Origin of the sequence: Edaphobacter sp. (genome assembly GCF_035532915.1) — a bacterium.
Lineage (GTDB): Bacteria > Acidobacteriota > Terriglobia > Terriglobales > Acidobacteriaceae > Edaphobacter.
Map to the genome: position 1 here is coordinate 1 of NZ_DATKQC010000352.1, position 13457 is coordinate 13457.

Annotated in this window: 15 protein-coding genes; 5 read left to right on the top strand and 10 right to left on the bottom strand. The window is 61.0% G+C overall.

Going from position 1 to position 13457, the window contains the following annotated elements; genetic code table 11:
• Positions 1–282: hypothetical protein (locus VMU57_RS16705; RefSeq protein WP_325385451.1), on the bottom strand; the 282-nt coding region annotated here is incomplete at its 3' end.
• Positions 283–595: 313 nt separating this feature from the next.
• Between VMU57_RS16705 and rpmH the strand changes: the two genes are divergently transcribed.
• The 3 genes from rpmH to rnpA all read left to right on the top strand — a co-directional run bounded on the left by rpmH (position 596) and on the right by rnpA (position 2026).
• Complete coding sequence (gene rpmH / locus VMU57_RS16710) at positions 596–751, top strand: 50S ribosomal protein L34 (RefSeq protein ID WP_013582097.1); 156 nt, start codon at positions 596–598, stop codon at positions 749–751.
• A gap of 268 nt (positions 752–1019) precedes the next feature.
• On the top strand, positions 1020–1199 hold the full coding sequence (locus VMU57_RS16715) for a hypothetical protein (RefSeq protein WP_325385455.1): 180 nt from the start codon (positions 1020–1022) through the stop codon (positions 1197–1199).
• 353 nt (positions 1200–1552) lie between these two features.
• Complete coding sequence (gene rnpA / locus VMU57_RS16720) at positions 1553–2026, top strand: ribonuclease P protein component (RefSeq protein WP_325385457.1); 474 nt, start codon at positions 1553–1555, stop codon at positions 2024–2026.
• Between the two features lie 472 nt (positions 2027–2498).
• On the opposite strand, the gene VMU57_RS16725 is transcribed toward rnpA, so the two are convergent.
• The 4 genes from VMU57_RS16725 to VMU57_RS16740 form a co-directional block, all read right to left on the bottom strand.
• Complete coding sequence (locus VMU57_RS16725) at positions 2499–3533, bottom strand: arabinofuranosidase catalytic domain-containing protein (RefSeq protein ID WP_325385459.1); 1035 nt, start codon at positions 3531–3533, stop codon at positions 2499–2501.
• 172 nt (positions 3534–3705) lie between these two features.
• Complete coding sequence (locus tag VMU57_RS16730) at positions 3706–4470, bottom strand: SDR family oxidoreductase (RefSeq protein ID WP_325385461.1); 765 nt, start codon at positions 4468–4470, stop codon at positions 3706–3708.
• A gap of 299 nt (positions 4471–4769) precedes the next feature.
• Complete coding sequence (locus VMU57_RS16735; RefSeq protein ID WP_325385463.1) at positions 4770–6416, bottom strand: diguanylate cyclase; 1647 nt, start codon at positions 6414–6416, stop codon at positions 4770–4772.
• A gap of 362 nt (positions 6417–6778) precedes the next feature.
• Positions 6779–7597 carry a hypothetical protein gene (locus tag VMU57_RS16740; RefSeq protein ID WP_325385465.1) on the bottom strand — a complete coding sequence of 273 codons (819 nt, stop codon included), beginning with the start codon at positions 7595–7597 and terminating at the stop codon, positions 6779–6781.
• Between VMU57_RS16740 and VMU57_RS16745 the strand changes: the two genes are divergently transcribed.
• Positions 7587–7904, top strand: a complete 318-nt coding sequence (locus VMU57_RS16745) for a hypothetical protein (protein WP_325385467.1) — start codon at positions 7587–7589, stop codon at positions 7902–7904. The two genes, VMU57_RS16740 and VMU57_RS16745, sit on opposite strands and share 11 nt — an antisense overlap.
• A 116-nt stretch (positions 7905–8020) precedes the next feature.
• Here the strand turns inward: VMU57_RS16745 and VMU57_RS16750 are convergent, their stop codons facing one another.
• The 5 genes from VMU57_RS16750 to VMU57_RS16770 form a co-directional block, all read right to left on the bottom strand.
• Positions 8021–8416 (bottom strand): putative toxin-antitoxin system toxin component, PIN family, encoded by a 396-nt coding sequence (locus VMU57_RS16750; protein ID WP_325385469.1) that lies wholly within the window; start codon positions 8414–8416, stop codon positions 8021–8023.
• An 8-nt stretch (positions 8417–8424) separates the two neighbouring features.
• Complete coding sequence (locus VMU57_RS16755; RefSeq protein ID WP_325385471.1) at positions 8425–8718, bottom strand: ribbon-helix-helix protein, CopG family; 294 nt, start codon at positions 8716–8718, stop codon at positions 8425–8427.
• Between the two features lie 320 nt (positions 8719–9038).
• Positions 9039–9926: an SAM-dependent methyltransferase gene (locus VMU57_RS16760; protein ID WP_325385473.1), complete on the bottom strand. Its 888-nt coding sequence runs from the start codon at positions 9924–9926 to the stop codon at positions 9039–9041.
• The gene (gene accD, locus VMU57_RS16765; protein ID WP_325385475.1) at positions 9893–10750 is read right to left on the bottom strand and encodes an acetyl-CoA carboxylase, carboxyltransferase subunit beta; all 858 of its coding nucleotides are present in this window, start codon (positions 10748–10750) and stop codon (positions 9893–9895) included. The genes VMU57_RS16760 and accD overlap by 34 nt, the downstream gene beginning before the upstream one ends.
• Positions 10751–10852: 102 nt before the next feature.
• On the bottom strand, positions 10853–11308 hold the full coding sequence (locus VMU57_RS16770) for a 23S rRNA (pseudouridine(1915)-N(3))-methyltransferase RlmH (protein ID WP_325385476.1): 456 nt from the start codon (positions 11306–11308) through the stop codon (positions 10853–10855).
• Positions 11309–11561: 253 nt separating this feature from the next.
• On the opposite strand from VMU57_RS16770, the gene VMU57_RS16775 reads away from it, so the two are divergent.
• The coding region (locus VMU57_RS16775) for a carboxypeptidase-like regulatory domain-containing protein (protein ID WP_325385478.1) at positions 11562–13457 on the top strand (1896 nt) is incomplete at its 3' end.

The window sequence follows — 13457 nt, forward strand, 5'->3', positions numbered from 1 at the left end:
AACATCGTCGTCGCCCGGAACGAACGACAGCAGAGAGAAAGTTGGTATTGTACCAAAACAGTCGAGCCACGCGGAATCAACGACATGCCATTGGCTGTGGCCGTCTTTCCCGAGGAGATACAGAAAGGACTGATCTTGTCCATTGCATGGCAGCGTCATAATGCCAAAAGATTGGCGTGAATGATTGCGGATCGGCCGGATCGCGATGGCGGGAGGAGAGACGAAAGAGGTGGCGTCTTCTGCGACGTCCCCATCGACGCCAAGACGCTTCAAAAGATCCACTCTGGACGCCCGATCGGCAACCTGGAACGTATCGTTCATGCTCTGTAGCGTGTTGATGGGGATGCTGCCGCTAAATCCCACGGCAAGATTCTGACTCCGCAAGGGGAGACATAGAGCGAAAAGAAGACCGATACCAAGAGCAAGCCGTGCAAGCCAAAGGAACTTCATCGCTCCACTGTGTCAAAGCCCACGCTCCCCGGCAAGACCTTCCCCTGTGAAAAACCCGTCCCATCAGGTATACTCAGAAATTGCTGCAATAGCCCAAAAAGTTTTGAGCAGGAACCCGTAGTTTCTGCCGCAGGAGTTCTGTCCCATGCCGAAGCGTACCTTTCAACCCAACCGCCGCCACCGCGCCAAGACCCACGGCTTTCTTACCCGCATGAAGACCAAGGCTGGTGCCGCCGTCCTCAATCGCCGCCGCGCCAAGGGCCGTCACAAGATCGCCGTCAGCGCCGGTTTCCGCGACTAGTTTTACCGAAATTGCTTTGAAGAGGCGGGAACTGGATTCATCTCAGGGCCCGCCATAAAGCCACCCAGACCCCAGGCACAACGCAGTCGAAGCCGCCAAAAGTCTAACCGCCTGCTTTATCAATACTCTTCAACTCTGAATCCTTTCCCTCCTTCCGAGCCCGCTCCGAAGGGGGCAACTCCTGCTGCGTCCGGGCATCCAAGCCCTGCAGAGACCGGCTCCGCGTACGCGTAAGAAGAGCGCTGACCGGTATTGAAGGAGAAGCACCGTGGACAAAATGGACAAACAGAAATCACCGTCCGCTCGCGACCTGTCGCACAAGGGCGGGCAGACGTCCCAGAGCGGACAACAGGCCAAAAGCGGCCAGACGGGCCAGACCATGCCGCCCGGCGGCCAGATGGCTCCGCCGCCAAAGGGCACACCGCCCACCCACACCGGCAATAAATAGAAATCATCTCCCCTTAGCGCGAAGCCCGCCCCCTCCGGCGGGCTTTGCTTCGTCCGTGGCGTCGTTCACCATCTATCGATTTCCTCTCAGAGGCTGTTTAAAAACTGAAGGCTTAACACCGATTTTGATCGATGGCACGGATCAAGAACAGGCAAAAGCAAGGACAACCGCAAAAGCAGGTCCTCCGCCTGCGGCGAAGGATGACAAGTTTGATTACAGATTGCTTGATTAAAGAGTTTTTAAACAAATTCTTAGAGGTAGCTTCCGGATGTAATTTTGGCAATTCGAGCAAAACGCAGATTCCCTTCGGGAATGACAAAGAAAGGAAGCGAGAACCCATCTAAAATCAACTCATGCAGTCCACCGCGGCCACCCCCGCCGAGCCCAAAGCCGCCATCGCCTTCCGCCTGCGCAAACACGCCGACTACCAGCGCGTCTACAAGGCCAGCCGCAAGCAATTTGCAAAGCAGATGAGCTACTTCTTCGCCCTGCGCCCCCAGCTCGGCCCCGACGGCACGCCGCTGCGCGATGCCGACAGCCGCAGCCCCCGCGTCGGCCTCACCGTGGGCAAGGTGATGGGCAAGGCGGTCGACCGCAACCGCATCAAGCGCCGCATGAGAGAGGCCGTCCGCAAAAACCTCGCCACGCTCAGCGTTCCTGTCGATGTGATCCTTCACCCACGCCGCAGCGTCATCGACCTCGAATTCGCCGCGCTCGACCGCGAGGTGGCCAGCGTCTTCCGCGCCATCCAAAAGGCCGTCCAAAGACAAAAGGCCGAAGCCCCCACGCCAGCCGATAGCGCCGAGCCCAGCCAGCAAAAAACGTAGCCACACCGAGCAAAAGTCGTGGCCACACCGTCTCCGGGTGGCCCCGCCGCACGTCATCTCGACCGAAGACGGTGTGTTTGCCGCAGCAGAGGAGAGAGGCCTGTATTTCGCCTTATAGCTGCCCCTCCGGGTGCAGCCATGCGAGCCTGGAAGCAACCAGATTCCCTTCGGGAATGACAACAAATAGGGCAAAGATGATCCGATAAAGAGTTCCACCTATTGGAGAGATAAAGAGGTTCGACCTATTGGAGAATCGCTGTGGGCGCATCGAACCCCGCCTAAGCGATAGACCTCTCCGCCGGAAGCGGCCGACCGCGGGCTTATCCCTTTAGGGAAGGTCTGATTAAGTCTCCGAGCATTCCCTCAGCGGCTAAAGCCGCATTGCAGACAAACCACTTGCGGCACGGCTGAAGCCGTGCCCTTAACACTTGCGGCGCGGCTGAAGCCGTGCCCTTAACAAAGCAGGACTTAATCAGAGTTTCTTTAGCTTCCCGGCGTAACCGGCGGCCACGATGTTGCTCTGCACTGCCTTCATGGACTCAGCCGTGGGCATTCCCTTCGTCATCACGCCTTCGAAGAAGTAGCCCTTGGCCCAGTTGCTGTTATCGCCGCCGATGCCGAGGATGATGGCGCCCTCCTGCTTCATCGGCTGATAGCCTTTGGGCAGCGGGATGACGCCGGTCGTCGTCAGGCCGCCGGTCTGCGCGTTGCCCTGGTAGATGGCGTAGCTGTGCTGGCCATCGCTCGCGCCCATGTCGGTGACGAAGGCGGTGCCGGCGGGAACCTTCAGGTGGCCATAGATGCCGTCCTCCATGTCGAGCCCGGCGTCGGGGCTGCATGGGTTGCCGTGGCACATGATGTTGATCGCATCCATGTGACCGGGCTTGTTGTCGAGATCGTTGGTCTCGGCGTTGCCGAAGTCGAAGCAGCACTTTTCGTTCAGATTGAGGGCGGAGGTCACCATGTAGACGCCCTCCGGCTGACCGTTGACCGCTGTCTGTCTGGGCTTGTCGTTGCGGTAGCCCATCCCCGGCGAGATCGCGATGCCGTACACCTTGTGCCCTGCGATGGTTGCGGGCAGAGCGTTGGCCACGGCGGCGATGTCGCGGCCATTCGGTCCGGGACCCTTTGCCGCACCGCCCGGAGGCGCGAGCGCCATGTCGTTGTGGTTGGCCGACTGGTCGTAGAGTCTGGTGATGGTGCAGGTCGTGTTCGCGCAGAAGCGGTCCTGCTTCGCGGAATTGGCGTAGCCGCTGCGCAGCAAACCGATATCGGTCTGCGTTTTATCGGACTCGCGCGTGACCTGGTAGAGCGGGCCGGTGTAGCCCTTGTACAGCGCGCGCGTGGTGCTGATGGCAGCCACGCACGGAGTCGCCGAAGCGTAGAGATCGCACGGACGTGCGGCCTTCTGCGCGGAGGCAGTGCCGGTCAGCGTAATCGCTGCGGCAAAAAGAAGTGTGGAGTACAGCGAAATCTTTCCGAATAAGGGGAGGGATTTAAGTTGCATGAGATGTTCGCGAGTTCCTTTGCTTGATTGGTTTCGGCACTTCCGCCCAACCGTTCTTTCAGGCAACGGAATTCTAGCATCGACCGCGGCCTCGGCTGACGCGGCCCATCGCGTCCGCGGAGCCGACCTATCAAGACTGCTTCGACAGGCCGGCGGCGGCGGCAGCGCGATTTCAGCGGGCCTGAGGGGCCTTCGCCTGCGAGCGGGTGAGCCAGTCGGAGAAGCGTACCGTTCCCAGCAGCGCAGCCTTATCGGGAACGAGTGCGTTCTCCGGCACCTGTCCGCCGAAGTAGCCCAGGCTCGGATCGGTCACTACCTGGCGCGGATCGTTTCTCGCTTTGAAGAGCTCTCTCGCCAGCTCATCGAGCGTCCGCCGCTCCGGCCCGGCCACGTTGATGTAGCCGTTCTTCGGCGCCTCGAGTGCAAACTTCGCCACCGCGCCCGCAATGTCATCCGCTGCAATCGGCTGCATCAGCACATTCGAGAGGCGAGCGGTTCCACCCTGAGTTCCGGCATCCGCCAGGCTTCCGATGAACTCGAAGAACTGGGTCGCGCGCACAATCGTGTACGGAATCCCCGAAGCCTTGATCGCGTCTTCCTGCGCGACCTTGGCCCGCATGTAACCGACGTTCTCCATTCGGTCAGCGCCGACAATCGAAAGCGCAACGTGGAGCTTCACCCCTGCCGCAGCCTCCGCGGGAAAGAGATTGCGCGCAGCGGTCGTGAAGAAGTTCAACACCGCCGCGTCTTCAAACGACGGCGAGTTGGTGAGATCGACAACCACCTGCGCGCCTTCTAATGCTTCGCTCAAACCCCTGCCGGTCAGCAGGTCGACCGTGCTGGCCGAGGCCGCGAGAACGTCATGGCCCTTCTCTGCGAGGGTGCGAACGACTCTGCTTCCGATAAGACCGGTACCGCCTAATACTACGATTTTCATGATGTGTCCTTTTCCCTTTTCGCCTTGGCGAATCGTTCGGCCCGCGTCCCTTCATGACGCAAGCCGCTTGTATCAGCAAAGACAAAACAGCAGCGCGATCTGTGACACGATCTCAAAAAAGTCCGCGCACTCCTCGATCGCAATCGGACAAGCGCCCTGAAATCAACAGCGGAAACTTAGGGATTCTCTGATTAAGTCCCCAAGGATTCCCTCAGAGACTAAAGCCTCTTTTGCATACGAATGCCTTACGACGCGGCTGAAGCCGGGTCCTTTCAAAACAGGACTTGATCAGAGGTTCCCTAGATGGCGATGACGGGGATCTCGGCGGTGGCGGCCTCGATGCGGTCGCGGCCGCGGCGCTTGGCCTGGTAGAGGGCTTCGTCGGCTGCCTTGATCAGGCCGCCCGAGGTGCCCTCGTGAGGAAACTCGTAGGTGGCCACGCCGACGCTGATGGTGACGAAGCGGCCGATGGGGGTCTCATTTTTGAGGTGGAGCGCGCGGACAAACTCGCGCATGCGAAAGGCGACGGTGTCGGCTCCGCGGGCGTCGGTGGCCGAGAGGATGATGCCGAACTCCTCGCCGCCGTAGCGGGCCAGCAGGTCGGCGGTGCGCGGCAGCGCGGACTGCAGCGCCTGGGCGATCTCGATGAGGCAGGCGTCGCCGTAGGGGTGGCCGTACTTGTCGTTGAGGTTCTTGAAGAAGTCGACGTCGATCATCAGCAGCGAGAGCGGGCTCTTGCGGCGGATGGCGCGGCGCCACTCCACCTCGAGGGTGCGGTCGAAGCTGCGGCGGTTGGCGACGCCGGTGAGGCTGTCGGTCAACGACATGGCCTCCATCTTGTCGCGTGCGCCCTGCAGCTCCTGCTCGGCCTGCATGTAGCGGCTTTGCAGAAGGGTGGCGCGAATGGCGTAGACGGCCAGCGCGACGGCGATGCCGCTCATGCCGATGTAGAAGTGCTCGCGCACCAGGGCCGCGGCGAGAAGGAAGAGGGCGACGGTGAAGAAGATGGGGCTGGCGTTGTCGATGAACAGGGTGAGGGGTTTGCGCCGGGAGGACTGGATCGTCTCGTCCGGCTCTCGGAAGAGAACGACGACGCCGATGGCCAGCAGGACGAAGGGAAGACAGGTGAGCAGATCGTAGAGGCCGGTCTTCTCGTTGGTCGAGATGGTGATGTAGTTGTAGAGCGCGGCGAGGGCGGCGTAGATCCAGAGATAGCTGCACAGGACCTGGTAGAAGCGGCGCTCTTCTCCGTCGTTGGTATAGGCGAGCAGGCGCAGGGTGGCGGCACCGGCCAGAGCGAAGCCTTCCACGTTGTAGACCACCAGAAGCCGCGAGACCGAGAGCGGATGCACGCCTCGGTGGGCGAAGGGCAGCACGGAGAAGGCTGCCACGTAGATCAAAAGCGCCGTCATCACGACCTGGATGGCGTCGAGCCAGATGAAGGCGGAGCTGCGTTCGCCTTCGGTGGGCGAGGAGATGGCGAGCAGGACCGGCATGCCGTAGAGGAAGAAGAGGAAGTCCGAGAAGTCGGCCCCGGCCATGGGGTTGTAGAGCGAGAGGTCTTCCTGCGCGGCAAAGAGGATGCCTATGCCCCAGAGGGCGAGCGCCGTGCAGAGCAGCATCCAGAGCAGGCGGGTGCGCACCGCCGAGGCGCGGCCGTGCCACCAGCAAACCGCCAGGGCAAGCCAGGGCGCGAGGATCATGAAGGGATAGGAGACACCCATGGCATGAGCCGGAAACAGCTTGATGCATGCCGCCTGCATGCCCAGGAAGGCCAGGGCAGAAAGGACAACAGGCTTTGATTTCAGCGGACGATTCAACGAAGGCCCCGTAGGTGTCGTGGTCATTAAACGCATGAATCTTTCGCATTCCTGGGAGAAATCTACCGCAGGCAGACAAAGAGTCAAAGAAAGTAAGATGCAGGAAAAGCTGCGTTCAATGGCCATGACGACAGTTACACGGTTTTTTTAATGAAGGCAATTACCGTTTCGGGGGATGAGTTGCCTCTAAGTGGCCGGTAGCGCTAACTTTGCACCTCACCTTAGGACGAAGACAGGTATTGGGCCTCCTGCCGCTTCGACTTCGCTCAAGGGCCCGGTCGAGAGGACGCGCTTCTGTGCCGACGGGGGATTTGACTCAAAACAAGGGGCTTAAAGGCGACATTCAACGAGGTCCGATCAGGGACAGGCGAATAGGACAACCGCAAAAGCTGGCCCTCCGCCTGCGGCGAAGGATGCTGAGTTTGATTACAGGGTGCCAAGTTCCATTTCGGATTGTTCGATTTCTAATTGCAGATGGCCTGCTGCGGCTAGGCGCGGCGGCGGTAGCGGATGGCGAACTCGTATCCGGGATTGGGGGGAAAGAGTTTGGCGACCAGGCGGAGACGGTCGGCCAGCGCCTGCGGGGCCAGCAGGGGGTACTCGCGCTCGCGCAGCTCGGAGTAGTCGAAGTCGACCGAGAGCGACAACTGGTAGATGGCCACGGCATCGGAGAAGGCGGATTCGAGAAAGCTCGTCTTGGCCTTCTCGTCGATGGCGGGCTTGCCGTCGATGTGGGCCGAGGGTTTGTTGCCGGCGAGCGAGAGGTTGCGGCTCTCCCACGAGTCCTGGCTGGTCTCGCCGCGGACGTCGGCGATGGCCTGCGACCAGGCCAGCTGGTTGAACTCTTCGGGCACGCCGGCGGCGTCGACAAAGGCGTGGCCGACGTTGATGAAGAACTCGAAGGCCAGGGCGAAGCGGTCGCCCAGCAGGCGGGTGGAGATGAAGACGCCCTCGCCCTTGCCGCTGTCGGTGTCGAGCGGGACGTTGCGGTGGCAGGTGGCCTGGTCGCCCAGTTCGGGGCTAAAGGCGGTGGCGACCAGCGTGGTCTCGCTGCCGCGGCTCTCGCTCAAGGCGAGCGGAACGAAGAAGTAGGTCTTGCGCTCGAGCGCGTGGGCGATGGCCACCGGCACGGCCTGCACCATGCGGTCGAAGTCCTTTTGCTGGAGGCTGTTTTCGCCGAAGACGGCATAGCGGACGCCGTTGGCGGAAGTCAGCACTGCTGTGTCGCGGGCAACCTGTGCCGCCTGAAGTAACCCGTTTTGAACGCTGTCGGCCATAAAGCAGTATTCTACTGGTATGACGCTCACCTCGCAGAACGGGACGCTCGAGTCTCCCCGCGCATTCGGCTCAGGCTACCTTTTCGGCATTCCCCTGGGCGACCTTGGGTTCTTCACCACGCTGATTATGAGTACAGCGGTGGGCTTCGCCGCGTTCTTTGCCGCGACCTTCTGCGCGATCTTCGTGCTGTTGTTCGACAAGGCGGCCACAGGACGCATGCCCGACTTCACCATCACCTATAAATTTGTGGGGCTGCCGGTGGGGATTGCGGTTCTGGTGTTGACGCTGGCGTATCTGGGTACGCTTTGGATCAAGCGCAAGCTGCGCAAGGGCTGAGGCTCGGAGCTGCCAGGGGGGTTCTCCTCCAGGTGTGGTTTTGTTGATTCGAGCAAAACGCAGATTCCCTTCGGGAATGACAAACAAAGAAAACCATACCTGAGAGGAAAGAGCTCTTAGAGCGCCTGCAGTGCGTCGAGAAATTCGCGTGCGTTGACGATCTTTGTCTTTCCGTGGCTGGCGGGAAAGTGGCGTTTGTTGCCGGTAATCAGGAAATCGGCCGATGCGGCTTCGGCCCACTCGATGAAGCGGTTGTCGGAATCGTCGGGAGAGAGGGTGAGAATTCCGTGAGGCTCAGTCTTCAGCGCAAAGGTAGATATCAAATACAGAAGCTCGGAAGCTTTGGAAGAAACGAAGCTGAACTTGCGCCGTGAAAGAACAAGATCGTACTCGGCGAGCGTCGCAGTCGAGACTGCGGCCACGACCTGACGCTGCAAAAAGAGTGAAACGGCGCGTGCTTCGTTGCCCGAGGGAGAAAGCAGAGAAGAGATGAGAATGTTCGTATCGAACACGACGATCATCAGGCGGACTTTGCCATACGGCTACGTTCGCGGCGGACGGCGGCGATCTCTTCGTTGATCTCGTCCATCGTCAACTTGTCCGTTCCATTTCGTTTCGAGTCTTGCTGAATGCTTGCGACGAGTTCGCCCATACGGCGAAAGCCTTCGGCGCGGCGCAGCTCTTCGGTCTCATAGACGCGGAGGGCCTCGCGCATCAGTTCGCTCATGGTGCGGTTCTGCTTCTTTGCCAGGCGTACCGCTTTTTTGTACTGGGCCTCGGGCAACGAGATGGAGATGACTTTGGTGGTGCGCATAGACGGCCTCCGGTATGACTCAGTATGACTGAGTATGACTGAGGCCGCAAGGGTCTAAGGAAGGTCTGATTAAGTCTCCGAGCATTCCCTCAGCGGCTAAAGCCGCATTGCAGACAAACCACTTGCGGCACGGCTGAAGCCGTGCCCTTAACAAAACCGGACTTAATCAGAGGTCCTTTAAGTCTTCGCGAATGGGTTCGAGGGCCGGCGAAAGGCGAAATACAGGGGCCTCTCCGCTGCGCAACGGACAAGAAGCCGACCGCCGCTCCGGTCGCGAGGACGTGCCTATTTGATGGCGTCAGAGGGTATTCGCGGCGGTGCTATCGCCAGGCGCAGAGCAGGCGTCCGGCGGTGCCGCGGAGCCGGAGAGAGTCGCTGCGGTTGGCGAAGTAGCGGTGGTTGATCTCGCCGGTGCCGAGGTCTTCGATCTCCGAAAAATCAGATAGCTCGGCTGCGACCTCGTCAGGGGTGAAGAAGAGCCGGAAGGGCTCGCCAGCGAGGGCGACGCGCGAGGCCAGAGAGTCGTGCGCAAGCTGTTCGAGAAACGGAAGCACATGGCGCGGCTGGCCGTAGTCCATCACCACACCGCTGCCCTGCGGTTGGGCGGCGATGAAGCCGAGCGTCGCGCGGAAGGCCTCGGCGGTCAGGTAGGGGACAACTCCCAGCCACGCGAAGAAGGTGGGGGCGGAGGCGTCGAAGCCTGCGGCGGCTAACTGCTCCGGCAGCGACTCCCGCTCGAAGTCGACGGGGGTGTAGGTGAGCCGCTCCGGTGAGGCGATGCCGCCTGCTTCGAGCAACTCACGCTTCCACTGCTGGGTTGCCGGATGGTCCACCTCAAAGACTTTTAATCCCGGATAGGCGTTGCGATGCGCGAAGGTGTCGAGCCCCGCTCCGAGGAGGACATACTGCGAGACTCCGCGCTCGACCGCCCGGGCGAGATTGTCCTCGGCGTAGCGGCTGCGGGCCACCAGAAAGGCGCGCAGGGAGACGGAGAAGGGCCGGTCGGGACGGGTTGGAGTGCGGCGGACCTCTTCGGCGTAGGTGTCTCCGAGGATGGAGACGGCGAAGGGGTCTTCGAAGACCAGCGGCTGGGCGTCGTAGATCTGGTGCGCGGCGCGGCGCATGGCTACGCGGAGCGCGGTGCGGGATGGCTTTGCGGTCTCCACGAGGTCGATCAGGCCGTCTTGCTGCTGCTGTCCGTCATCCACGAGAGTGCCTGGATCAGGTAGGGCTTCATCTGCTTGCGTGGGACGATGGCGTCGAGAAAGCCATGCTGCAACAGAAACTCCGAGCGCTGAAAGCCTTCGGGGAGCTTCTGGCGGATGGTCTGCTCGATGACGCGCGGCCCGGCGAAGCCGATCAGCGCTCCCGGCTCGGCGATGTTGAGGTCGCCCAGCATGGCAAAGCTGGCGGTGACGCCGCCGGTGGTCGGGTCGGTCATCACCGAGATGTAAGGAATGCCCTCGTCGTCCATGCGCGCCAGCCCGGCTGAGACTTTGGCGAGCTGCATCAGTGAGGCGATGCCTTCCATCATGCGCGCGCCGCCCGAGGCGGAGACGATGATGAGGGGATTTCTCGTGGCGAGCGAGCGGTCCACGGCGCGGGCGATGGTCTCGCCGACAACCGAGCCCATGCTGCCGCCGATGAAGCTGTACTCCATGACGCTGAGCACGACGGCGTGCGGGCCCATGCTGCCGATTGCGTTGATGATGGCGTCGTTGAGGCCGGTCTTCTTCTGCGCCTCGGCGAGCCTGCGCTTGTAGGGCTTGAGGTCGGTAAACTCCAGCGGATCGGTCGAGCGCAGCTCCAGGTCGACCAGCTCGTAGCCGGGCTCGAGCAGGTTGGCGATGCGGGAGCGGGCGTCGATGCGGAAGTGCTGGCCGCACTTGGGACAGACCTGCAGGTTGGCCTCGAGGTCGGCCTTGAAGATGATCTCGCGGCAGCCGTCGCACCGTACCCAGAGGCCTTCGGTGCGAACGGTCTTCTCGAGATCGTTGACGATCTCATTGTCTTCGCGTTTGAACCAGCTCATGTGCTTTTGCCGCCCTCTGCGTCGTGCCTGTTTATTGTACCGATGTCTGGGGTTGGGCAGGTCCGGTCGAGATGCTGCTTGTTGCTGGTTTGGTCGTCGGCGCTAGTGGCCGGAGTGGTACGGATGCCCGGCGAGGATCGTCAGTGCGCGGTAGACCTGCTCGGCGGCGACGACCCGGGCGAGCTGGTGGGGCAGCGTCATCCTTCCCAGCGATAGCAAAAGGCTGGCGCGCTGCAGACCGGTGGCCGACCAGCCGTCGGCCGGTCCCACGGCGAAGACGATCCGCTGGCTGCCGCCGTCGCGCAGCTCACCGAAGCGGGCGGCGAAGTCCTCGGAGGAGAACTGCTGGCCACGGCTGTCGAGCAGGATGGCGTAGGCCGGGCCTCGGCCTGACTGCTTCGAGAGCCAATCCAGAAAAGCGGCCTCTTCGTCGAAGAGCTGCGACTCGCAGGGCATGTAGCGGCCGCAGCGCTCGATGTAGTCGGCCAGCAGGCGGTCGGTCGCCTCGGATTTGGTGCGGGAGCGTCGCGGGGCGATAGCGGTCAGAACAATTCTCATTAAATTTTGCCTTGAAAATACATTTTTCCAGATTAGGTCTCAACGATATCCGAGATCTCATATATATTTTCCACTGTTTACGCTATATCGTTTGTGTTTGCAATTTATTGCAGCCGATGGTGATTGGCATCCTACGTGCAGGACACTGCCTATTGCAGATGCTTTCGTAAGCGGTAAAGATGAGAGCGATCCATCAAGTCTATTAGTTTTTTACAGTTTCCTTTCACCAGTCTGTAGGGCTCAGGAGTGATCTATGCGTTTTGGATTTAAGGGTGCAGGCGTTGCCGTATTGTTTCTCGTTTCTCTGGTTGGGGTCGGCTTTGCGCAGACTGGAAGCGTAACAGGTCAGGTCTTCGATCCCGGCGGCGCGGTGGTTCCCAATGCCACGGTCACGGCGAAGTCGGAGGTCACGGCGCTGACGCGCACCTCGACGACCACCTCGGCGGGCCTCTACAACTTTGCCGCGCTGCCTCCCTCGCTATACACGGTGACGGTCGAGGCTCCGGGCTTCCAGACCATGTCCCGCACCCATGTGGTGCTTAACGTCGCGGCCACGCTCCCGGTCAACTTCACCCTGCAACTCGCCGGTGCGGTGGCCTCGGTCGATGTGCAGGACGTGACGGTGGCGCCGGTCGAGACCGACAGCTTCCAGCTCTCGACGGTCATCAACTCCAAGCAGATCAACGACCTGCCTCTGATCCTGCGCGATCCTTACCAGCTCGCCCTGCTCTCTCCCGGTGTCGTCACCTCGACCAACAACGATGGCGGCTTCTCGGTGAACGGCCAGCGCGACCGCAACAACAACTTCATGCTCGACGGCGTGGACAATAACGACACCTCGGTCCCGGGCATCGCGGGCGGCATCTCGTCGGCCAATCCTGACTCGACCCAGGAGTTCCGCGTCATCACCAACAACTTTGACGCGGAGTTTGGCCGCAACACGGGAGCGATCATCGACGTGGTGACGCGTGGCGGCGGCAACCAGTTCCACGGCGACGCCTACGAGTTTGGCCGCTACAACGCCCTCGGCGCGCGCGACTTCTTCAACAAGAAGGGCAGTCCGCAGGACCCCTACGTCCGCAACGACTTCGGCGCGTCGGTCGGCGGCCCCATCTGGAAGGACCGCACCTTCTTCTTCCTCAACGGCGACGTGCAGCGCTTCCGCACCACACGCACGGAATCGCAGACCACGCCGACGGCGGCCTTCCGGACTGGCAAGTTTAACTTTATCGATCAGTCGCCCGGCGGCCAGGTGACGCCGGTCGATCTCACCGATCCTGCGAATCCCAACAACATCAGCGGCCTGATGCAGGACCCGACCATTGCAAAGATTCTTGCCCTTGCACCGGTAGGCCAGACCGATAACGGCGACGGCGTCAGCACCAACTACACCTTCGCCTCGCCTGATGCTCTCAACGACTACAACCTCACTGGCCGCTTCGACCACAAGCTGACCGACAAGCACCAGCTTACGGTTCGCTACATCTATGGTCACTCGGCCGAGACGTCCCCCTTTCACGATGAGTTTCTGCCCGGCTACGGCAACACTGCTTCGATTGGTACCAACCATAACGGCGTCATCTCGCTGGCCTCGGCTCTCTCGGCCAATACGACCAACCTGTTCAAAGCCGGCTACAACCAGGCGAACGATGGCTTCTACTGCAACCATCAAGCGATCGATGCTGTAACCGGGTTCGATAGCTTCGGCAAAGGGCGCGACGTCGTGATTCCTTACTTCTTCACCTTCGGTTGCAGCGCGCTGGGCGACAGCAATGCCCAGGCCCGGCTCAGCTCGACGATCTTCCTCGGAGAAACGTTCTCCGTAACCAAGGGCGCGCACTCGATGAAGTTCGGCGGCGAGTACCGCAGCGTCAAGGACAACAACTTCGACGACTTCTCGTCGCGCGACACCGTCACCTTCGACAACTTCTCCAACTTCAATTACCCCTCCTACAACTTCAACGGTCCCGATCCCAGCAAGTCGCCTGTGGGTTCGCAGTTTGAAGACCTGATCTGGGGCGCGCAGGGCGCGGTTTCAAATAACACGGAGAACCAGTTCTTCACCCGTGCCGGAGTTCGCCGTGCGAACGATCTCAGCCGCTTCCGCCAGCACGAGTGGGCTGCCTTCGCGCAGGACACATGGAAGGTC

Excerpts from the sequence above, each read along its gene's own strand:
- VMU57_RS16770 (WP_325385476.1), bottom strand. The coding sequence starts at position 11,308 with ATGAGAATTGTTCTGACCGCTATCGCCCCGCGACGCTCCCGCACCAAA.
- VMU57_RS16755 (WP_325385471.1), bottom strand. The coding sequence starts at position 8,718 with ATGCGCACCACCAAAGTCATCTCCATCTCGTTGCCCGAGGCCCAGTAC.
- rnpA (WP_325385457.1), top strand. The coding sequence starts at position 1,553 with ATGCAGTCCACCGCGGCCACCCCCGCCGAGCCCAAAGCCGCCATCGCC.
- accD (WP_325385475.1), bottom strand. The coding sequence starts at position 10,750 with ATGAGCTGGTTCAAACGCGAAGACAATGAGATCGTCAACGATCTCGAG.
- VMU57_RS16735 (WP_325385463.1), bottom strand. The coding sequence starts at position 6,416 with ATGGCCATTGAACGCAGCTTTTCCTGCATCTTACTTTCTTTGACTCTT.
- VMU57_RS16730 (WP_325385461.1), bottom strand. The coding sequence starts at position 4,470 with ATGAAAATCGTAGTATTAGGCGGTACCGGTCTTATCGGAAGCAGAGTC.
- VMU57_RS16725 (WP_325385459.1), bottom strand. The coding sequence starts at position 3,533 with ATGCAACTTAAATCCCTCCCCTTATTCGGAAAGATTTCGCTGTACTCC.
- rpmH (WP_013582097.1), top strand. The coding sequence starts at position 596 with ATGCCGAAGCGTACCTTTCAACCCAACCGCCGCCACCGCGCCAAGACC.
- VMU57_RS16745 (WP_325385467.1), top strand. The coding sequence starts at position 7,587 with ATGACGCTCACCTCGCAGAACGGGACGCTCGAGTCTCCCCGCGCATTC.